General features: G+C 50.0%; 17 protein-coding genes. 7 read left to right on the forward strand and 10 right to left on the reverse strand.

Annotated features, from left to right (window positions below):
• Nucleotides 1-465 precede the first annotated feature (465 nt).
• The gene (locus tag MN202_RS17065; protein ID WP_335737347.1) at nt 466-1,257 is read right to left on the reverse strand and encodes a DUF3800 domain-containing protein; all 792 of its coding nucleotides are present in this window, start codon (nt 1,255-1,257) and stop codon (nt 466-468) included.
• 422 nt (nt 1,258-1,679) lie between these two features.
• Complete coding sequence (locus tag MN202_RS17070; RefSeq protein WP_335737348.1) at nt 1,680-3,068, reverse strand: Fic family protein; 1,389 nt, start codon at nt 3,066-3,068, stop codon at nt 1,680-1,682.
• A 243-nt stretch (nt 3,069-3,311) separates the two neighbouring features.
• Here MN202_RS17070 and MN202_RS17075 point away from each other — a divergent pair, with 243 nt between their 5' ends.
• A complete protein-coding gene (locus MN202_RS17075; protein ID WP_335737349.1) occupies nt 3,312-5,336 on the forward strand; it encodes a S9 family peptidase in 2,025 nt (674 codons plus the stop codon).
• Between the two features lie 164 nt (nt 5,337-5,500).
• Here the strand turns inward: MN202_RS17075 and MN202_RS17080 are convergent, their stop codons facing one another.
• Together MN202_RS17080 and MN202_RS17085 are read right to left on the reverse strand one after the other, a co-directional pair.
• Nucleotides 5,501-5,899: an OsmC family protein gene (locus tag MN202_RS17080; RefSeq protein WP_335737350.1), complete on the reverse strand. Its 399-nt coding sequence runs from the start codon at nt 5,897-5,899 to the stop codon at nt 5,501-5,503.
• A gap of 38 nt (nt 5,900-5,937) precedes the next feature.
• The gene (locus MN202_RS17085) at nt 5,938-6,849 is read right to left on the reverse strand and encodes a pirin family protein (RefSeq protein ID WP_335737351.1); all 912 of its coding nucleotides are present in this window, start codon (nt 6,847-6,849) and stop codon (nt 5,938-5,940) included.
• 248 nt (nt 6,850-7,097) lie between these two features.
• Here MN202_RS17085 and MN202_RS17090 point away from each other — a divergent pair, with 248 nt between their 5' ends.
• Together MN202_RS17090 and MN202_RS17095 are read left to right on the forward strand one after the other, a co-directional pair.
• Nucleotides 7,098-7,712, forward strand: a complete 615-nt coding sequence (locus MN202_RS17090) for a DUF642 domain-containing protein (protein WP_335737352.1) — start codon at nt 7,098-7,100, stop codon at nt 7,710-7,712.
• Nucleotides 7,713-7,893: 181 nt separating this feature from the next.
• Entirely contained in the window at nt 7,894-8,430 is a 537-nt protein-coding gene (locus MN202_RS17095) for a DUF4124 domain-containing protein (RefSeq protein ID WP_335737353.1), read from the forward strand.
• 66 nt (nt 8,431-8,496) lie between these two features.
• On the opposite strand, the gene katG is transcribed toward MN202_RS17095, so the two are convergent.
• Complete coding sequence (gene katG / locus MN202_RS17100; protein WP_335737354.1) at nt 8,497-10,677, reverse strand: catalase/peroxidase HPI; 2,181 nt, start codon at nt 10,675-10,677, stop codon at nt 8,497-8,499.
• 347 nt (nt 10,678-11,024) lie between these two features.
• Here katG and MN202_RS17105 point away from each other — a divergent pair, with 347 nt between their 5' ends.
• Nucleotides 11,025-12,170 carry an efflux RND transporter periplasmic adaptor subunit gene (locus MN202_RS17105; RefSeq protein ID WP_335737355.1) on the forward strand — a complete coding sequence of 382 codons (1,146 nt, stop codon included), beginning with the start codon at nt 11,025-11,027 and terminating at the stop codon, nt 12,168-12,170.
• A gap of 10 nt (nt 12,171-12,180) precedes the next feature.
• Nucleotides 12,181-15,315, forward strand: a complete 3,135-nt coding sequence (locus tag MN202_RS17110) for an efflux RND transporter permease subunit (protein WP_335737356.1) — start codon at nt 12,181-12,183, stop codon at nt 15,313-15,315.
• An 82-nt stretch (nt 15,316-15,397) separates the two neighbouring features.
• Here the strand turns inward: MN202_RS17110 and MN202_RS17115 are convergent, their stop codons facing one another.
• A complete protein-coding gene (locus tag MN202_RS17115) occupies nt 15,398-16,015 on the reverse strand; it encodes a TetR family transcriptional regulator (protein ID WP_335737357.1) in 618 nt (205 codons plus the stop codon).
• Nucleotides 16,016-16,104: 89 nt separating this feature from the next.
• On the reverse strand, nt 16,105-16,227 hold the full coding sequence (locus tag MN202_RS17120) for a hypothetical protein (RefSeq protein WP_335737358.1): 123 nt from the start codon (nt 16,225-16,227) through the stop codon (nt 16,105-16,107).
• Between the two features lie 125 nt (nt 16,228-16,352).
• Here MN202_RS17120 and MN202_RS17125 point away from each other — a divergent pair, with 125 nt between their 5' ends.
• On the forward strand, nt 16,353-18,308 hold the full coding sequence (locus MN202_RS17125; protein WP_335737359.1) for an RHS repeat-associated core domain-containing protein: 1,956 nt from the start codon (nt 16,353-16,355) through the stop codon (nt 18,306-18,308).
• Between the two features lie 3 nt (nt 18,309-18,311).
• Nucleotides 18,312-18,695: a DUF7668 domain-containing protein gene (locus MN202_RS17130; RefSeq protein WP_335737360.1), complete on the forward strand. Its 384-nt coding sequence runs from the start codon at nt 18,312-18,314 to the stop codon at nt 18,693-18,695.
• Between the two features lie 68 nt (nt 18,696-18,763).
• On the opposite strand, the gene MN202_RS17135 is transcribed toward MN202_RS17130, so the two are convergent.
• The 3 genes from MN202_RS17135 to MN202_RS17145 form a co-directional block, all read right to left on the reverse strand.
• Nucleotides 18,764-18,982: a hypothetical protein gene (locus MN202_RS17135; protein ID WP_335737361.1), complete on the reverse strand. Its 219-nt coding sequence runs from the start codon at nt 18,980-18,982 to the stop codon at nt 18,764-18,766.
• 33 nt (nt 18,983-19,015) lie between these two features.
• Complete coding sequence (locus tag MN202_RS17140; RefSeq protein WP_335737362.1) at nt 19,016-19,516, reverse strand: hypothetical protein; 501 nt, start codon at nt 19,514-19,516, stop codon at nt 19,016-19,018.
• A 71-nt stretch (nt 19,517-19,587) separates the two neighbouring features.
• The gene (locus MN202_RS17145; RefSeq protein WP_335737363.1) at nt 19,588-20,442 is read right to left on the reverse strand and encodes a hypothetical protein; all 855 of its coding nucleotides are present in this window, start codon (nt 20,440-20,442) and stop codon (nt 19,588-19,590) included.
• Between the last annotated feature and the right edge of the window lie 361 nt (nt 20,443-20,803).

A 20,803-nucleotide genomic window follows, 5' to 3' on the forward strand; every position in this document is an offset into this window, starting at 1 on the left:
CAAGTGTCAAAAGTAGCCATTAGCCAGTGTGACAATTATTGAGTTAGATTGGCTTGGAAATGGTGTTAATTGGTGTTTTACGTTGATGCTTGTAATTGGAGATAATAAGGCTATACTCCTTTATATATGCTGTATGTGTTGATTTTAAAGGCCTGTAGCCTTATGCGGTAAATGCAGTGAGGTGCATTCTCCGGAGGCAGAGGTCATAGGTTCGAACCTATCGGGTGCGCCATAAACGTCAAAACCGCCATTTCGGCGGTTTTTGCGTTTATAGTCTCCGTAGGAGGCGAACCTGGGTTCGACCAAATCGTCGGGAACGATTTGGAACAGCTTCAGCTGGTCCGCAGGGCGAGGGCAGGATAGCCCGAGTAATCCTATCGGGTGCGCCATGTAAATCAAGGCATTAGCTGAAAAACGAGACCTTTTTTATGCCTGAAAGAAAATTTTATGGCGTATTTATAAGCTCTATCTAAATTTTGTCATTAGTGCACTTAATTTTTCTGTGCTTGCTTTTTTAAAGTAACGAATTGAGCTTCTTTTTTGCGCGGTGGTAAGCCGATCATTAAAGTATTTTTGAAAAATTTCCCAGTCAGGTTTTGCCGCTTGATCAGCTTGATAATAAGCAATGCGCCCAACCAAGCCGCAAATCCAGTCTGCGCATTGGATTGTTTGGTAAAGCTTACTGTCGACTTCAAATGGAGGCTCTATGAGTGTGTATATTCTTTTCTCGCCAAACATGTTTCTAGACACGTTTCGGAATATTTCAAGGCGCTCTGTATGCTCATCTAAAAACAGTTGAAAAGTAGAGCCAGATTCTGAGAATTCATCATTGAGCCTTTTTAATGCTTCAGATATTGCTGCTGCATATGCTTTTTTGGGGCAGTGGGTGTTCAAATCTTTGTGCTTTTCTTGGCCTACATAAAAAACAAATCCGCCAATTGTGTTGATATGTTTTAGAAGCCGGAATGTGGCTTTACGAAGCTCAGGGTATTTCTGTACGTTAGATAGGGTGAATAAAGATGCACCTTTTTTCTCCCATTCATATTCAGGTAAGCCTTTTGCTTTGTGCTTCGCTATCTCGAATTGAAGCAGTCTGCCTTTTAATTGATAAAAATAGGTCGAAAACGCTCTTATTTCGGAAACAGGTATCGCAATTCCGGCTAAACCAAAGACAGGGTGATCGTTATGTTTAGGATGGGTATGTGAGATGTATAGGCCTATATGCCCAAACTCGTCAAGATATACACAATAATGCAATCCATGCCTCCAAAAACACGAAAGCTCGATATCAAGTATCGAGCCTCGGAAGTGAGTGCGATCAATTCGAATCACCGCGCTCAAAAGTGATTATAATCACATTTCACTGCTTAGTGGTCTGACCAGTGAGCGCGAATTAATATGGCAGTTATTAATATTTGTGAATTTTGACTAAGTTACAACATCATGTAAGTAATAGGTACACTTATTTACAGAGCTCCAAGTGAGAGCGAAAAGCGCTTTGGCTGATTTCAATTCGCCACTGAGGCAGGCGGGTGACTATTGCTTGGCCTAAGTAGCAAATACCTTTCAGATTGGTGGTAATAAAGCCATCGTAATAGTCGTGACCTTTCCCCCGATATTACAACCATAACATTGATTAGGTGCCTGTCGGGGCGAGAGGGTTATTACAGCTCTGGTAGCTAATCTTTGTTAGCTTGAGCCGCTTTCCACGATGTGAACTCTGAGGGGCGTAAGCCATAACGTGCCAGAACGCCTTCGTGTAAACGTCGTAATTCTTCGACGATAAGCGCTTTCACCGCTGTGCGCTGTAACTCCGGCACATCTACCTCGACTCGCTGGTTGATAATTGTCAGTGCGTCTGTAGCCGGTGTAGTGACGATTTGGTGAATGGTTTTTTTAAGGAGATCGCGCCATTTGAGCCGAAGCGGGTCCGGTTCGGCCAGTTCTTGTCGTATTGCCAGGTACTCCTGTGCTGAGCGCTCGTATGCCCATACGTAGAGATCGCGCAGCAATTCAACCCTTGTCATTTCGTAAACGCCCAAAGTGGCTCTGCTATAGGCTTGTTCAGGCACATCGAGGAACGTGAGTGGACACAAGTTTGCACGGAATAGCGGTAAATTAGCTGCCAGACGAGAGGTGCGTTTGTTGATGTCTGCATATGGCTGCAGATAGGGCAGGTGCACCATCATAAAAAAGGATTGCTCAAACGGATCTGTTATTTGGTTTGCTTTACTCAGGAGTAAATCGAATTGTTGCTCGAGCAGTTGTGGTGTCGAAATTGGACGATACGCACTTTTTCCTATATCCACTGCATGTTGTCTGATCCGCCCTTCATCAGCAGGGTTGGGTAACAGGTTTTCAGCCAGCGCACTGTGTAAATTCATCAGGGTGTATCGATTTAGTTCGGCAGTATCAATATTGTCTACCAGTAACTCAATGGCCGTTTTGTGGTTCAGGATCATCTGCGTTTCGAGCGCGGCTTTTCCGGGGGCGGCTTTGCCATGCTCAATCAGTTCCAGGGTGTCGAGTCTGGAATAGGTGTTACCCTCAAGGTGGCTGGATGCCCACGACAGATCAATCAGTAATCGGTTCAGAATAGCCCTGCTGTATGTGCCGACCGGTTGTTGTTGTGCCGTTGTTTTACCGATTTTGTGCAATTGCCGCCGCAGTGACTCGGACAAATAGCTGTCTTTGTTTGGTTGATAAGCATCCAGGAATTCACGCTGATAGCCTACAGGTGTGCGTGCTTCCTTCGGTTGGTCAATATACGCCAGAATATCCAGGCTATCGGCGGACAGCGGAATAAAGGCTGGAAAACGATCAGCTGGTTGGGGAGAGGTGTCATGCCGCAGTCGTTTGTCAAAATAGCGCCTTGCCCGACCTGCACCATTGGCGGTAATACGTCCCTCGTCGAGTAGTCCTGCAATATGACGTTGTGTTGTCCGCCGGGCTAGTGTCGTATGCTGGCTGAGTAATTCCGTTAGTGTCAGACCATTGGCCGCTAATTGAATACTCTTGTGTAACTCATCTTTCGTTGTCGGCATAGTAGCAGTGAAATAGCTGATCATTTGGCACCATTATGGCGCAGTTATTTGAACTGCGCCATTTAAGTCAGTATTTTTGGCGCAGTTATCTAAACTGCGCCATTTGACTGGAAGTTTTTACGACATATGAATCAGGTGTGGCATAACCCCTCATCGAGGTCTCTTACTCACAGCAAATTCCCCGCCGCCTGGCGCGTGCCTAATGTGTTGTGTTTAGCCTGTGCTAGTATCTTGCCGGTACCTTAAAAATAATAACGGAGAGTTTCGATGAAAAAACTGCACCTTATGCTGGTGCTGTGCCTGCTGCCGTTTGTAGCGTGGGCGCAGGACGATACCAGCCTTAGCGTTGAGCGACTGTGGCAGCTGGAGCGTATTGGCAACCCGGTTGCCTCCAGCAATGGCCGCTATATAGTGGCGCCGGTAACTAAATATGATGTAAAAGCCGATAAAGGCTACACCCGGCTCTGGCTGTTTAGCGCTGATGGCAAGCAACAAACGGCCTTAACGGCGGAAGGCCTGCGCGCCAGTGAGCCGGTGTTTTCTCCCGATGGTAACACCCTGGCCTTTATCAGCCAGCGCGACAAAGACGATGCCGGTCAGATTTACCTGTTGCCGCTGGCAACCCCGGGTGAAGCGCAGCGCTTAACTCAGGTGCCGACCGGCGTTTCTGGCCTGAAATGGCAGGGTAAACATCTGTACTTTATCAGCCGGGTTTGGCCGGATAAAAGCTGGGACGAGATGGCGGCGCACATTAAAGCCGACAAAGACAACAAAATGTCGGCAAAACAATGGAATGCACTGCCTTATTCGCACTTCGATCACTGGATAGACGAAAACCGTCAGGCGCATCTGTTTCGTATTGCTGCTGCGGGTGGCGAGGTGCAGCCGGTTAGCCAGCCGCTGGGGCAGCAGTTACCGCGTTCAAGCCAGAGTGCAAATGACTACGATATTGATGCCAAAGAGCAGTATGTCGCCTTTACCGCCAATGGCAGCGCCAATCAGGTCGATCCGAATATTGATATCTTCCTTGCCCGTTTAGGCGGCGACAGTGCAGACAATATCACCGCTACTAATCCGGCGGCCGATTTTAGCCCCGGCTTTAGCCCGGATGGTAAAAGCCTGGCCTTTAGCAGCCAGCGTATACCGGGTTTTTATGCCGATACCGCCCGTTTGCAGCTTTATGATCTCGCCACGAAAAAGCAACGTGAGCTCAGCACGGGCTGGGATCGCTCGGTAAGTGGTGTGGTTTGGGCCGCTGATAGCAAAGGCTTTTATGCCAGTATCGATGATGCCGCCGTGCGCCGCTTGTATTACATCGATGCAAAAAACGGCAAACCGCGGGCTATTACCAAAACAACCAGCTTTGGCCAGCCAGCGCTGGCGGGCAAAAACAAATTGGTGGCGACTAACGACAGCTTTTTATATCCGGCCCGCTTAGTGCTGGTCGACAGCAAAAACGGCCAGAGCCGTCGCTTAGATACGTTTAATGACGAGGTGCTGGCCAAGGCAGAGCTGGGCAGTTATGAATCTGTTACATACCAAGGTGCTGACGGTAAAGCTATTCAGATGTGGCTGCATTACCCGCCAGGCTTTGACAAGAGCAAAAAATACCCGCTGTTTTTGCTGATCCATGGCGGCCCGCACAACGCCATTGGCGACAGCTTCAGTTACCGCTGGAATGCGCAAACCTTCGCCTCCTGGGGTTATGTTACCGCCTGGCCGAACTTCCACGGCTCCAGCGGTTTTGGCCAGGACTTTGCCGACGCAATCAATCCCGACTGGCGCACTAAGCCGCTAGCGGATATTCAGGCCGCCACCAAATGGTTTGAACAGCAAAGCTGGATAGATACCGAACGGATGGTTGCCGGCGGTGCCAGTTATGGTGGTTATTTAACCTCAGTACTGCTGGGTACCGAGCATCCGTTTAAAGCGCTGCTGATCCATGCCGCGGTGTATAACATGTATTCGCAAATGGCGGCCGATTTTGCCGTGCATTCCACCCGCTTTGGTGGCTATTGGCAAAACCCTGACATTTATAAAAGCATTTCGCCGCACTACCATGCCGATAAGTTCAACACACCAACGCTGGTGATCCACGGCCAGCTGGATTACCGGGTGCCGGTGGGGCAAGGCTTTGAGCTATTTCGCACCCTGCAAACGCGTGGTGTCGAGTCGCGGATGATTTATTTCCCGGACGAAAATCACTGGATCTTAAAACCGAACAATTCGATATATTGGTATAACCAGGTTAAAGACTGGATGACTAAATTTGCCGCACCCGGTGGCCGTTAAGGCACTATAAAACGGCGCCTGCGGGCGCCGTTTTACCTCAGGCTGCGCCTGCAGCAGGCCACATTGCTCTGCTAAGGCAATCACAATAGCCGTAAAAGCACCTTCAGCTTTATTGCTAAGTGTATAAGGCATGCGTTATTGCGCAGTGCCTCGATACAAGCCAGCTAGCTATAGCGGGTATTAACCTCTGTTTGCACGGCTGTCATCAGTTTATGAATGGGGCATTTGTCTGCGATGGCGGCTAATTGGGCTTTTTGCTCGTCGCTCAGCTTGCCCAGCAGCGTTAACTGTACGTTTAACACATAAGTGCCCTGGGCTTCGCGGCTGTTGTCACGTGCTATCACAATATCTATGTAGTCCAGCGGCAGTTGCTTGCGTTTGGCGTACATCATTACCGTGATCGCTTTACAGGCCGCCAGGGCGGCGTCGTAGTAGTCGTGCGGATCAGGTGCGCTGTCGTCACCGCCCAGGTCTTTGGTAACATCGGCAAACACCGTGTGTTGGTGAATGCGGATGGTTTGACGGTAAAGCCCGCTGTCACTTTTACGTAGTTCTATACTCATGCTGCACCTGCCTGGATTACCGGGGTTTATGTTGTCAGTTAAGGGTACGGAATAAACTCGTCTTCATCGCCAACCACTTTGGCAAAACGGCCGGCTTGCCAGTCTTGTTTAGCTTGTTCGATGCGCTCTTTACGGCTGGAGATAAAATTCCATTCGATGTAGCGTTTACTCATCGTTTCGCCGCCAATTAAAGCGATACGGCTGTCGGCGTTGGCTGTTATTACCACGCCATCACGAGCGTGCAATATAACCATGGCGTGTTCGGGCACGGTGGTATCTTTTAACTGCAATTCACCTTTGGCAACGTAAATGGCGCGCTCGGCGCAGTTGGGCAGGGTGAGCCGTTGGCCGGCTTTAAGTTCGGCTTCGACATACAGGGTTTGGGCATAGGTTTTAACCGGTGAGGTCAGGCCATAGGCGCTGCCCATTAAAACCCGTACGGCGACACCGTTAACGTCTGCCGTCGGTATGCTGGCGCCGGGATAATGGTAAAACGCCGGCGCAATCTCTTCATCCTGCTCTGGCAGCGCCAGCCACAGTTGTAAACCGTGTAGCTGGTGCGGCACCGCCGTAACTTCAGGCCGTTCGCGCTCAGAATGCACTATGCCGCTACCGGCCACCATCAGGTTAATATCGCCAGGTACTATCGGTTGATAGCTGCCTAACGAGTCGCGGTGCAGTATTTCACCGGCAAACAAATACGTTACCGTCGCCAGGTTAATATGCGGATGCGGCCGCACATTAATGCCCTTGCCGGGTGGAAATTCTGCCGGGCCCATATGATCAAAGAAGATCCAGGGGCCAACCATTTTACGTGTTTTAGTCGGCAGAGTGCGGCGCACCGAAAAGCCGCCTAAGTCTTTTTCGCGTGGCTGAATAATTAAGTCGATGGCGTCGCAGCCCGGTTGAAAATCGCAATCTGGTTCTGTGTCGGGGGTGTCAGTGCTCATACAGTGGCCTCTGTGCTGCTGATACAGCGTTGTTTGCGCAATAGTGTTATTACGCACTGTCGTTAACGCCAGAGTATAGAATATAGCCGCTTTAATAAAGTTTCGGTAAAACAAGGCCCTGCGTTTGGCGCCCGGGCAGCGGCAATATAGTTAAGCACGCTGCTTAATTTTTGTTCCGTTTTAACCATCGCACTGGTATGATGTGCCGGTTATACCAACTTACTGTTTGAGGGATCAAGATGTCGGTAATGTCTCTTCGTAGCGCCGTTTGCGCTTGCACTTTGTTAGTTGCCAGTTTTGCCAGCCACGCCGGGCTGATTGTGAACGGTGACTTTGAATCACACAAGCTAAATAAAAACAGCTGGACCTGGTTAAGCAGCAGCCAGTTTGACGGTTGGCAAGGCAGCAATATTGAAATATGGCATGCTTTACAAGGCGTTGAAGCTGTGAGCGGCAACCATTTTATTGAGCTGAATGCCGATGGTGGCAATAGCGGTGACTGGTCTATTTTTCAAAGCTTTGCTACCGAAATTGGCCAGCACTATCAGCTGGATTTTTATTACCGTGCCCGCACAGGCAATAACGAGCAATTTCAGGTGTCGGTGGCCGGCATAGATTGGCTACTTAACGACCATAGCAGTGCAGGCTGGACACAGTTCAGCAATAGCTTTATTGCCACCGGCAACAGCACCACTTTACGATTTACATCGAAAAACCCGGGTACTTACGGTAATTTTATTGATGCAGTGCAGGTGTCGGCAGTACCGGTAATCAGCCAGGTACCCGAGCCGGCTACGCTGGCTGCATTTGGTCTTGGCCTGATTGGTTTGTTAGCGGGCCGCCGTTTACGCCAGCCCAAATAAGCATCTTGTCAGCTACGTTGTGCAACTAAACCGCCTGTTATGGCGGTTTTTTGTTTTTGCTTAGTAAGCCGTTGGTCGCAAAGGTTAAAACTAGGCTTTACTAAACGCCTGTTTGCAGATAAAACTAGACAGCTTGCTATACTGCAATGCGGGTAAAGTACCTTAGCTTGAGATGAAACCGATGAAAACTTTAGTGTTAGCCAGCATCTTATGTAGCCTGATGTGGCACCTGCCTGCCATGGCCCAGGTATATAAATGGGTAGATGAAAAAGGCAATGTGCATTATTCCGACCGGCCGCAAACGCTGGATTCTGAGCCAGTAAATATCGACACCGGGCAACCGGTTGAGGCCGCCGGTACCACAACAGCGGACACCGCCGATAGCACAGCGACAGACGTGCAGGCTGCGGTTGATGCCAACGCTAACGCCCAGGCCGACGCTGTTACCGACACGACTGAGCCGGCCGAGCCAGTCTTTGAACCCATTAGCGTACCGGCGCCAATGGCAAACTGCAGCGCGGCCGCTGAAAATGCCCGCCGTATTCTGCTAAGCCAAAACAGCAAACCGGAGTTTCGCCAGTTGGCGGCCAGCGCCAATTTTAAATCCGGTTTTGTACAAAGCTGCCGGCAAAACAGCACGACCGAAGCAGGCCGGGCAGAGGCGGTGTGTATTCAGCGGGCAAAAAACTTTGCTGACTTTGAAGCCTGTTCCGGCTAATGCTGTACTGCGAATAATATAAAGCCCCGTAAAAACGGGGCTTTTTTTTAGGTTTGCCCCAAGGCGTTAGTTAACATCAAAGCGATCCGCGTTCATCACTTTTACCCAGGCGCTAACAAAGTCTTGTACAAACTTTTGTTTATTGTCGTGCTGGGCAAACACTTCTGCGTACGAGCGCAGTACCGAATTTGAACCAAACACTAAATCAACCCGGGTGGCGGTCCACCTGGTGACACCACTGTGGCGCTCGACAATGTTATACAGGTTTTTACCGGCAGGCTGCCAGCTGTAGCGCATATCGGTAAGGTTGACGAAGAAGTCATTTGTTAACGCGCCCGGTTTGTCGGTGAAGACACCGTGCTTAGTGCCAGCGTAGTTAGTATCCAGCACGCGCATACCACCAAGCAGTACTGTCATCTGCGGTGCAGTTAAACCCAGTAACTGAGCTTTATCCAGCATCAGCTCTTCCGGTTGCACGGCATAATCCTGTTTAACAAAGTTACGGAAGGCGTCATGCAGTGGCTCCAATACCGCAAATGACGCCGCATCGGTTTGCTCTGCGCTGGCATCACCCCGGCCCGGGGTAAAGGGCACACTAATATCAACGCCAGCTGCTTTGGCGGCTTGATCTATAGCCGCACTGCCGCCGAGTACGATTAAATCGGCCATGCTTATGGGCTTAGAAAAACCGGCTTGAATGCCTTCTAACACCTTTAGCACTGCCGCCAGACGCTCGGGTTCATTGGCCTGCCACTGGTTTAGCGGTGCTAAGCGGATACGGCCACCGTTGGCACCGCCGCGAAAATCCGAGCCTCTGAAGGTGCGCGCGCTGTCCCAGGCGGTGCTGATCAGCTCACGCTGGCTTAAGCCGCTTTGCAACAGCTGGATTTTCAGGCTGTTGATATCGGCATCAGTCAGCTTGCTATTACCCTGTGGTACCGGATCTTGCCAGATCAAATCTTCTGAGGGTACATCTGGCCCTAAATAGCGGCTTTTCGGCCCCAGATCGCGGTGGGTTAATTTAAACCAGGCACGGGCGAACACTGCAGAAAAATACGCCGGGTCCTGATAAAACCGCTCGGAAATTTTGCGGTATGCCGGGTCCATCTTCATGGCCATATCGGCGTCGGTCATAATAGGCATGGTACGCAGCGACGGGTTTTCCACATCGACGGGCTTATCTTCTTCTTTAATGTTTACCGGCTGCCACTGCCAGGCACCGGCCGGGCTTTTTTTCAGTTCCCAGTCGTGTTCTAACAGCATTTTAAAATAGCCGTTGTCCCATTTAGTGGGGTGGCTAGTCCAGGCGCCTTCCAGGCCGCTGGTTACCGTATCGCGGCCTATGCCACGGCCCTTATGGTTGTTCCAGCCCAGGCCTTGCTCGTGGATGTCAGCAGCCTCTGGCTCCGGGCCTAAATTTTGTGCTTTACCGTTACCATGGGCTTTGCCGACTGTGTGGCCGCCGGCGGTTAACGCGACGGTTTCTTCATCGTTCATCGCCATGCGCTCAAAGGTAACGCGGACATCCTGTGCGGTTTTTAGCGGATCAGGCTGGCCGTCTACGCCTTCGGGGTTTACGTAAATTAACCCCATCATGACGGCGGCTAACGGGTTTTCCAGCTCACGTTGACCACTGTATCTGCTGCCTTCGCTGCCACTGGGCGCCAGCCAGTCTTTTTCCGCGCCCCAGTAAATGTCTTTTTCCGGGTGCCAGATATCAGCCCGGCCACCGGCAAAACCATAGGTTTTTAACCCCATAGACTCATAGGCCATATTGCCAGCCAAAATCATTAAGTCTGCCCAGGACAAGCTATTGCCGTATTTTTGCTTAACAGGCCAAAGCAGGCGGCGGGCTTTGTCCAGGTTGCCATTATCCGGCCAGCTGTTTAGCGGGGCAAAACGCTGATTACCCGTGCCAGCACCGCCACGGCCGTCCGCGATACGGTAAGTGCCGGCGCTGTGCCAGGCCATACGAATAAACAAGCCACCATAATGGCCCCAGTCGGCTGGCCACCAGTCCTGGCTATTGGTCATCAGTGCGATTAAATCTTGTTTTACTGCGGCTAAATCCAGCTTTTTAAACGCCTCGGCGTAGTTGAAATTCTGACCCAGCGGATTCGTTTTGCTGTCGTGCTGGTGCAGAATGTCGAGATTAAGAGCTTTAGGCCACCAGTTCTTTTCGTTTAACGCGGCCGAGGTGTTGCCACCGTGCATTACCGGGCATTTACCCGTTGTGTTGTTTGTCATTGCTCGCTCCTTGGTCGTTGCATTAGGGCAGGTATTTAGCTGTACCTGCTTTGTCTTGCCTAGAACTATAGTTGGCACCTTGCGATAGCGACAGTGAGTTTTTTGGCTTGGCTTAATCGTTTTTATTAATTAGAACAAACCAAATTCATTAAGTGTTGTACGGGTCGACGCGACGCAGTGATGGCCAGCCTTACCTATACTGTAGCGGTGTTTAACTGAGCTTTCTGGCTATTGGTCGCGTGGCTTTGTGGCTGGGCTTGATAACATACAGCCTTGTATGTATATTGCCGCATCTTATTCTGCCGCCGCTGTAAGCCGGTTGCCGGCAGTGATCCGAAGGAGTTTTTATGCGTTCAGAAGTAAAGTGGCTATTAACCACGGCAGTGGCCCTGCTGCTGGCCGGTTGTTCCGGGCCAGAGCCGGCAGCCCAGCAAAGCATGCCAGCACCTGAAGTGGCAGTGGTAACACTTAGCAGCACCTCGCTGGCGCTCACCACCGAATTGCCCGGCCGCACCACAGATTACCGCCAGGCGGAGATCCGGCCACAGGTGAACGGTATTTTACAGCAGCGTTTGTTTACCGAAGGCCAGTTAGTCACTGCCGGCCAGGTGTTATATAAAATAGATGCGGCGCCGTACCAGGCCGCGCTGGCCAATGCCAAAGCCAACCTGGCCAGCAGCAAAGCCGTGGCGCATAACGCCAGGCTTAAAGCAGACCGCTTTAAAGGTTTGTTAGGCAGTAAGGCGGTAAGCCAGCAGGATTATGATGATGCCCAGGCCAGCCTGATGCAGGCCGAAGCCGCGGTGGCCAGTAGTGCTGCCGCAGTGCAAAGTGCGCAAATCAACCTGGATTACACTGAGATTAGCGCACCAATCAGTGGCCAGATTGGCCGCTCTTTGGTGACAGAAGGCGCGCTGTTAACGGCTAACCAAAGCCAGATCATGGCGACGGTGCGTCAACTGGACCCGATTTATCTGGATCTAACCCAGTCCAGTGCTGAGCTGTTAAAGTTGAAAAAGCAAATGCGTGGCGATAGCACCGGCCAGGTCAGTGTCGATTTACTGCTGGACGATGGCACTGAGTACGCACAGCAAGGCAGCCTGCAGTTTTCTGAAGCACATGTTGACCCGGGCACTGGCATGGTAACGCTGAGGGCGGTGTTTCCAAATAAGCAGGGCGATTTATTGCCCGGTATGTTTGTGCGGGCACGCTTGCACCATGGCAGCGATGATAACGCCTTATTAGTGCCGCAAGCGGCAGTAAGCCGCACACCTAAAGGCCAGGCGTCGGTACTGGTCGTTAACGCCGATAATAAGGTCGAGGCCAGAGTTATTCAGATTGGCCGCACCGTAGCGCAAAGCTGGCAGGTGTTGTCGGGTCTGCAAGCCGGTGAGCAGGTCATCGTGGCCGGTTTGCAAAAAGTGCGCCCCGGCGCTGCGGTGCGCGTAGTTAAGGCGCAGGCCGTGGCCGACGGCCAGACTGCGGCACAATAAGGAGTCGCAGATGGCTAATTTCTTTATTAACCGGCCGATATTTGCCTGGGTAATCGCCATCGTGATTATGCTGGCCGGCTTATTGTCGATCAAACAGCTGCCGATAGAGCAATACCCGCGTATTGCGCCACCGGCTATCAGTATCAGTGCCAGCTACCGTGGTGCCTCGGCCCAAACGGCAGAAGACGCAGTAACCCAGGTGATAGAGCAGGCGATGAATGGCCTGGACAACCTGATGTACATGTCGGCTAATTCTGACTCGTCTGGTAATGTTAGCTTAACGCTGACCTTTGAAACCGGCACCGATGCTGATATTGCTCAGGTGCAGGTGCAAAACAAACTGCAACAGGCGCTGCCATTATTGCCGCAGGAAGTGCAGCAAAATGGTGTGCGGGTGGCGAAATCCAGCGGCGGCTTTTTGATGGTGGTCGGCTTTATTTCTGAAGACGGCAGCCTGGCACGCGATGACATTGCCGACTTTGTCGTCGCCAATGTTAAAGATCCGCTCAGCCGCACTACCGGTGTTGGTAATGTGCAGGTGTTTGGCAGCCAGTATGCGATGCGGGTATGGCTGGATGCCGATAAACTGAACCAGTATCAATTAACCCCGGCCGATGTTACCTCAGCCATTCAGGTGCAAAACAATCAGGTTACTGCCGGGCAACTGGGCGGTGCACCGGCGTTACCCGGTCAACAATTTAATGCGGCGATACTGGCGCAAACCCGGCTGACGTCAGCCGAAGAGTTTGGCCAGATCCTGCTAAAAGTAAATGCCGACGGCGCTATGGTAAAACTGCGCGATGTGGCCCGGATAGAACTGGGTGGCGAAGATTACTCGGTAATTGCCCGTTACAACGGCAAAATGGCCACCGGTTTGGCCATCGAACTGGCCACCGGCGCCAATGCACTGGATACCGCTGCGGCGGTGCGCGCCAAGCTGGCCGAGCTGGAGCCGTATTTTCCGGCGGGCTTAACCGCCGTTATACCGTACGACACCACACCTTTTGTTGAGGTGTCTATAAGCTCGGTAGTTCAGACCCTGATCGAAGCCATTATTCTGGTGTTTCTGGTGATGTATCTGTTTTTACAGAACTTCCGCGCCACGCTTATTCCTACGCTGGCGGTGCCGGTGGTATTACTGGGTACCTTTGGCATTATGTCAGTCTTTGGTTTTACCATTAATACCCTGACCATGTTTGGTATGGTGCTGGCCATCGGCTTGCTGGTAGATGACGCCATCGTCGTGGTAGAAAACGTTGAACGGGTTATGAGCGAAGAAGGCTTAAGCCCGGTAGAGGCCACCCGTAAATCTATGGGCCAGATCACCGGCGCTTTGGTTGGTATAGGTTTAGTATTATCTGCCGTCTTTGTGCCGATGGCATTCTTTGGCGGGGCTACCGGCGCTATTTACCAGCAGTTTTCCATCACTATTGTTACCGCCATGGCGTTGTCGGTGCTGGTAGCGCTTATTTTTACCCCGGCGCTGTGCGCCACTATGCTTAAACCCATTAACGGTGACCACCATGCTAAAGGCGGCTTTTTTGGCTGGTTTAACCGCGGCTTTGACAGCACAAACCGCAATTACCAGCGCGGTGTGGCCGGCATGCTGGCGCGGCCTAAGCGCTCGATGCTGGTGTATGGCGCTATAGTGCTGGTAATGGCCGTAATGTTTATGCGTTTGCCAACGTCATTCTTACCGGAAGAAGATCAGGGCGTATTTTTATCTATGGTGCAGCTGCCTACCGGTGCCAGCCAGCAGCGTACTGAAGCAGTGCTGGACAAAGTGGCCGCTCATTATGTGGCCGAGCCGGCGGTACAATCGGTGTTTACCGTGTCGGGCTTTAGCTTTGCTGGTCGCGGCCAGAATATGGGCCTGGCTTTTGTACGGTTAAAAGACTGGAGCGAGCGTGGCCCGGCTGACAGCGTACAGGCGGTTATTGGCCGCGCCTGGGGCTTTTTTGGCACGGTTAAAGAAGCACAGATTTTCGCCTTTAACCTGCCGCCTATTGCCGAACTGGGCAGAGCCACCGGCTTCTCGCTGTTTCTGCAAGACCGGGCAGGCCTTGGCCATGAAGCCCTGCTAAACGCGCGCAATCAGCTTTTGGGCATGGCAGCACAACAGAGCAATCTGGTTGGCGTGCGTCCAAACGGTATGGAAGATGCACCGCAATTGAAAATTTCCGTTGATCAACTCAAAGCGCAGGCGCTGGGGGTGTCGCTTAGCAACATTAACCAAACCTTGTCTATTGGCTGGGGCTCTACCTATGTTAACGATTTTGTTGACCGTGGCCGGGTGAAAAAAGTTTATGTGCAGGCTGAACCCGAGTTTCGTATGACCCCGGAAGACATCAACCGCTGGTATGTGCGTAACAGCAGTGGCGAGATGGTAAGTTTTGCTTCGTTTGCCAGCAGCGATTGGGTGTATGGCCCGCAGCGGCTGGAGCGCTACAACGGCGTATCAGCGATGGAGATTCAGGGCGAGCCTGCGCCAGGCACCAGCTCGGGTGATGCCATGGCCACAATGGAGCAGCTGATTAGCCAGTTACCGGCCGGTATAGGTTTTGAGTGGACGGCAACCTCGTACCAGGAAAAACTGTCCGGCTCGCAAGCGCCGGCGCTGTATGCCTTGTCCATTTTAGTGGTGTTTTTATGTCTGGCGGCGCTGTATGAAAGCTGGAGCGTACCCTTTGCGGTAATCCTAGTGGTACCGCTGGGTATTATCGGTGCGCTGATAGCCGCCTATATGCGCGGCCTGGGCAACGATGTGTATTTTCAGGTCGGCTTACTCACCACTATGGGCCTGGCATCGAAAAACGCCATTTTAATTGTCGAGTTTGCCCGTGAGTTGCAGCAGCAAGGTAAAGAGCTGACGGCGGCGATACTGGAAGCGGTAAGGCTGCGCCTGCGGCCGATTATTATGACCTCGATGGCGTTTTCGCTCGGCGTACTGCCTTTGGTTATCAGCAGTGGTGCCGGTTCGGCCAGCCGCAACGCCATAGGCACCGGTGTCTTGGGCGGCATGATTTCGGCCACGATTTTAGCGGTGTTTTTAGTGCCGGTGTTTTATCTGGTGATCATGCGCTTTTTTGCTGTAAAGCCTGCGGCAGAATCTGCGGCGCTCAGTAATACCGTAGCGGTTAAATAACAACGGGCAGCCCGTGCTGCCCGCTATATTACGCTTTGTACCTTTACCGGCAATGCAGTCCCACGCTAACTTGCCGGTTTTTTTATGGCCGTTTTAAACCCTGCAGCATGGTATCAATCAGCGCCGGTGCATGCTGGTTTAAATCACATTGCTGCGGCTTCAGTAAAAAGTGGCTGATAATGCCGCCGACGTACATATGCAGCGACATCGCCGCCAGACGCGGCGTTACGCCATCACGCAGCATACCGGCCTGTTCGGCCCGCTCAAAGGCACGTTGCATTACCGCAACCGCTTGTTCGTCCAGTTCGTCTTGTTTATTTACCGCCGGGTTTAACTCGTCAATATATTCACAGCGATGAAATACTATGGTCAGTACCCGGTGGTGCTGCTCGCTGCCGGCAATCAGTTGCAAACCGCTGATATAAAGCTGGCGCACCTGAGTAAAAGGATCAGCATCAGGGTTATTGTCTACCGCATCCAGTAAGTGTTGAAACGGCAGCCGCACACGCTCCAGCATAGCGTTAAACAAATCGGCTTTGTTCTGAAAGTGCCAGTAAATGGCACCGCGGGTAACGTTAGCCGCTACAGCGATTTTTTCCAGTGTAGTGCGGGATACACCATGCTGGTAAAACAACACTTCAGCAGCGTCTAATATTGCTGCGCGGGTACTTTCAGCTTCGGCTTTGGTCCGTCTGGCCATGCAGGGTCTCAACATCTGTATCTGATTAATCTGGCAGCAATTTTAGCATAGTAAATGCGGTCAGTCGTTAACAAAACCGATGCCGCTGACTAGCTGGCAATGCTCACCTGATTACGGCCGGCGCGCTTGGCTTGATACAGCGCTTCGTCGGCGCGCTTGAGTAGTGCGGTGGCATTCTCGCAGCAGCGATCAAGATTAATAGGATAAGACACAACGATTTTTGTAACAGAAAATCGGTAGTGTTTCGACAGAATTAACGACACTTACACTATTGATTTGGATCTGTAAATGCATGCAACCTTGCAATGCAGCGTATTGGTGTCCGTGATAACGCCAGATGAGTAAATTTCATAAACAAGTTTGCACAATGGTTATTTTAATTTTCATAAATGTGTATATATTGTATAAATATAAAATAATTGTTTTCTTAATAGTGATAAAAATGAATATCTTGCTAAGGTTGTGTTTGAGCCTGGTGTATGTATTTGCCGGAGTTTATGCTTCTAATGTAGCTGCGGCATCACCAGAAGTAAGGCGGTTTGAGTGGTCACCAGCGGTGATTGCTGTTGGGCAGTACACAACATTTTACTGGGACATCAGAAATGTTCAGCGCTGCTATTCTACAACAAGCGGGCCAGAGCTGGTAGAGAGAGCGATTAACGGCTCAGTCGGCCCAGTCTACGGTAACGTGCCGGCTGCAATAACAAGTAAATGGTATTGTATAGATTTAAGCGGCAACCGATATCCCTCAAATCCGACACAATATTTGCAAGCGACACGCACCATAGTTGCCGCTATGCATACCGTTTCGGTAACAACAGGGCAAGGCGGTACCGCTTCAGTTGGCACGCATACGGTAATCGGAGGCGATACTACAACAATTAATTTTAGTGCTGCACATGGCTATAACTTAAAAAGTGTTACTGGTTGCGACGGTTTGCTAAGTGGCAACCGTTATACAACGGCGCCTATAAATTCCGCTTGTAGTATCAGGGCTGAGTTTTATCCGCTACCTGTTGTCGCAAAATTTCAATGGATCCCCGATACCGTTGAAGTGGGTAAACCAACGTACTTCCATTGGGATGTTAAGAATGTCCAAAAATGTATTACAACCAGTGGCGAACCAAACGATTCAGACAGAGCCGGAGCCGGTGTTATCGGGCCTGTAATAATTAACACCGCCTCCACAAATGTCAGTAGATGGTATTGTATTGATTTAGCTGGACAGCGTTTTCCGTCTGCGTCTAATAGCTTTTTAGAAGCGACACGCACTTTTGTGCCGCTCACCGTAACTGCCAATTCTGGTAGTGGCGGCAATATTTCTCCCACTTCGCGCAGTGTCAATTATGCTGTGAGCACTACCTTTACGGTTACACCGAATTCGGGTTTTCAGATTGCGAGTGTTTCTGGTTGCAACGGCAGCTTATCGGGCAATACCTATACAACAGAAACGTTAACAACAGGCTGCTCAGTAAGCGCCAGTTTTACCGCACAGATAACGGTAACCTATAAACATACTGACATGCTGGGCTCCGTTATCGCCGAGTCTAATGCTCAGGGGGACATTACCAGTAGAAGCCAATACGAACCTTTTGGTAAAAGGCTTGGCGGGGAAGCTGCAGGCATAGGCTATACCGGACACTTGCAAGACGAAGACCTTGATTTAACGTATATGCAGGCACGATACTATGATCCAATCATCGGGCGTTTCTACTCGAATGATCCGGTAGGCTTTACCGCCAGCAACCCGATGATGTTTAACCGCTATGCTTATGCGAATAATAATCCGTATGCATTTAACGACCCGGATGGACGTAACCCGCGCCGGGCAGTAATGCAGATGCTTAAAGATCCAGTAAGAACAGTTAGATCTGCTAGTCGAAGTATTAAGGGAGTATTGCAGCAAGCTGGAGTTATACCACCACCTGCTCCGATGCGAAATGAAGGTGTTCCTGATGAATTGGCAGATATTCCTATTGGCTCTGATGGTGAGGCTGGTTCTTCTGAAAGTGGTAGCGGATCTCGTGGGGGATTACTACCGAAACCCCCAACTGGTCCGGGATCTGTGCCTAAATCAGAAAGAGATCCAAAACGCTTTTTCAGCCCCGATGCGCGTGAAGCAAAGCGTAATGAGCAAGGTGGAAAATGTGCAGATGGATGTGGTTCTGATATAGACTCTTCAAATTCTGCTGGGCATCACATAGATCGTCATGCAGATGGTGGGAAGACGGTTCCCGAAAATCATGCTGAAGTTTGCACTGATTGTCATAAAGAGCTGCACTCTAAGGATTAGATAATGTCTGAAAACGTGATCGTTAGTAAAGATGAGCAAAATCAACAGCCTATTCCAACAGTCTGGAGAGAGGTTTTGGTTCTAATTGTAGAAGCAATTAAATCGAACAATTATTCTTTGATTGACTCAGATTCGAGTATTAGGCTGACCTCACCTTCCGATAAGAAAAGAATTAAGGAAAATATAGAGGAATATGGATGTAGGTTGATAAGTCTTCCTGAAGATGCTTGGAATACATCGGCCTGCCAATGGATGAAAGGATACTGGGAGATTCTTGTTGATTTATATACAGTTGAAGAAGGACAAAGCGATTTGGTTTTGTCTGTCAGGGTATATGAAAAAAATGATGAATTTGAATATGAGATAATGTCAGTGCATGTTGAATAGGTTTCAAACCTAATCCCTGAATCTTAAGCCCTACCTCACCATTAACTCGGTGTCGGCGGGGCTTTTTGTTACCAAAGCAGACAAAGCTCTTCAGCAAACTCGCCATCTTCCCAGTGGCCGAGAGAATTTTTGCCATCGGCTGTGGTTCGAACAAGGTGATCTGGAAAATCTGGTTCTTTGCCATATAGCGTCTGCCCCTGAGCAAGCAACTTACGGCTTAATTGTCCAGATTGGCTGTCACGCTCAACCTCTTCCGATAGGGCTAGTACATCAAGGTTTTTGGTCACAAGCATACTCCCATTGGTATCCGAATTTTGCTGTTAACTGGCGAGTGTTGTATCAATGCCGTGTTTGGTAGCAAAGGCCTGAAATTTCTTGTCGTAGAAACTCATATCCCTTTTGTAGCGACAGAAGAAATTTACGGCTGAGTTGCTTTCATCATAGATAGCCCGAACATCGTTTTCGCCAGCATCAATTGAGAAAGTACCATTGTCTAGCCGATAAGCCGCTTGTCCGCCAACAAAGCATTCTTGCGTAAGTGTCGTAAGCACGGCTTCGACCTGATCTGGCTTCACTAGCTTAAATTCGGTACGGCAATAAGGCATGGCAGTAGTCTCCTCTCGTGCTGACGCTTGAGTATAGCAAAAGGCAATATTGCTCTGCGGATCTGTGGGCTTTTGAGCATTTGATGAATTCAAGTGAACGTAGTTATGGTATGCGTATTGGTCCAGACTACCGATTCGATTGGTCCACTGTCGAGAGCGCCATGGTTCAACAGGTAAGAAACGGTGGTTCATTTCAATGACAATATGCAGTTGCATATTCCCTTCAAATGGACCGACAGTTCTCTGAGGTTGAGCCAGTGCGCTCGTTAAGCTGGACCATTTGAATCCTAGAATTGGACCAATCGTTTTTTCACCATAGATAACAAATACTGTTTAGATAAGGGGCTGGCACTAATAACCTGATAAGGTTCATATGAAGAAAGAAGACGGATCTTCATATCTGTAGATAATTCGACATTGAGTTTTGATGCCAGCCAGTTAGCTCTCTCCCGATACATGCGAATACTGTGCATCAGGCTGCTGTAGTCCTGCACATCACCAAAGAATTTGGGCGGGTTAATCTTTTCCAGCCATGCACGCTTTTCAGGCCAGTAAGCATACTTTTTGGGGAAGTGAGGAGATTTAATGTGATTTACATTGAGCGCCAGTGTCAGCGCATAGTAAAAATTCCAAGCATTTACCCGTGGTATTCGAAATGCCAAAAAACATAGCGTCATTCGAAACAATTCCATTAGTGCATCAAGAGGTGCATCCCGACGATATTTTTCAGCTTCCGCGAAATACCAGATCAGGTGCATCAGGTATCCGTCTAAATGAGTATTTTCCTTAATCGCTAATCTGTGATGTTTAGATGGCTTTGTGTGTGTATGGGAGGCGTCACAGTATTCGTGAGTTGCCGCTAGTACGGGGAAATAGTTGTTCTCATCCAGCAAACTACATAGATCAGTTACTTCGCCGATTGAAATGGCAGGTGTCGCAATGAAATGCCAAAGCGGATGATTGAGTGCTTCAGACGCCTTTGGCGACAAGTGACAAATTTGCTCGATTTTATCTTTTCGTTTTAATGGCTGGCCGTGCAGTTTTAATTCATAGAAGTGTGCATTTTTTTCAGAAGTTAAGCGGTGATAATTGTACGCTTCGCAGCATGTTAGCCATGCATATAACCCGTCAATATTTTCCACTCCCAGCTCATTCATCCACGCAGCAATGCCCGCCTGTGTTGCAAGGCTTTTTACGTGACAAGGTAATGATTGGTAATTAATAACACAATCAGCCCCTGAAATGTTTTGGAGTTTTTTTGTTAGCACGTTTTTTAAAAGGCACTATCAATCAATGAGATAGCGTCATCTCTCTATTGACAAGTCACAATTTCATAAGTTTAGGCGAAAAAATGATTAGCGGCTTACCCTTATAGGGTCATAACCAAACTAAGACAGGAGGTGACTATGTGACGAAAGAAGATATTGGGGCTTCAGGGTCAGGTCTTGCCTTTTGCCTTTTCCGAAGGGGCTTCAGGGTCAGGTCTTGCTGGAACCTAGGGGT

The sequence above is a fragment of the Rheinheimera muenzenbergensis genome, assembly GCF_036984005.1.
Classification (GTDB): domain Bacteria; phylum Pseudomonadota; class Gammaproteobacteria; order Enterobacterales; family Alteromonadaceae; genus Alishewanella; species Alishewanella muenzenbergensis.

Bases quoted from the DNA above. Each gene is read 5' to 3' on its own strand.
- MN202_RS17070 (WP_335737348.1), bottom strand. From the start codon at position 3,068: ATGATCAGCTATTTCACTGCTACTATGCCGACAACGAAAGATGAGTTA.
- MN202_RS17075 (WP_335737349.1), top strand. From the start codon at position 3,312: ATGAAAAAACTGCACCTTATGCTGGTGCTGTGCCTGCTGCCGTTTGTA.
- MN202_RS17080 (WP_335737350.1), bottom strand. From the start codon at position 5,899: ATGAGTATAGAACTACGTAAAAGTGACAGCGGGCTTTACCGTCAAACC.
- MN202_RS17085 (WP_335737351.1), bottom strand. From the start codon at position 6,849: ATGAGCACTGACACCCCCGACACAGAACCAGATTGCGATTTTCAACCG.
- MN202_RS17090 (WP_335737352.1), top strand. From the start codon at position 7,098: ATGTCTCTTCGTAGCGCCGTTTGCGCTTGCACTTTGTTAGTTGCCAGT.
- MN202_RS17095 (WP_335737353.1), top strand. From the start codon at position 7,894: ATGAAAACTTTAGTGTTAGCCAGCATCTTATGTAGCCTGATGTGGCAC.
- katG (WP_335737354.1), bottom strand. From the start codon at position 10,677: ATGACAAACAACACAACGGGTAAATGCCCGGTAATGCACGGTGGCAAC.
- MN202_RS17105 (WP_335737355.1), top strand. From the start codon at position 11,025: ATGCGTTCAGAAGTAAAGTGGCTATTAACCACGGCAGTGGCCCTGCTG.
- MN202_RS17110 (WP_335737356.1), top strand. From the start codon at position 12,181: ATGGCTAATTTCTTTATTAACCGGCCGATATTTGCCTGGGTAATCGCC.
- MN202_RS17115 (WP_335737357.1), bottom strand. From the start codon at position 16,015: ATGGCCAGACGGACCAAAGCCGAAGCTGAAAGTACCCGCGCAGCAATA.
- MN202_RS17125 (WP_335737359.1), top strand. From the start codon at position 16,353: ATGAGTAAATTTCATAAACAAGTTTGCACAATGGTTATTTTAATTTTC.
- MN202_RS17130 (WP_335737360.1), top strand. From the start codon at position 18,312: ATGTCTGAAAACGTGATCGTTAGTAAAGATGAGCAAAATCAACAGCCT.
- MN202_RS17140 (WP_335737362.1), bottom strand. From the start codon at position 19,516: ATGCAACTGCATATTGTCATTGAAATGAACCACCGTTTCTTACCTGTT.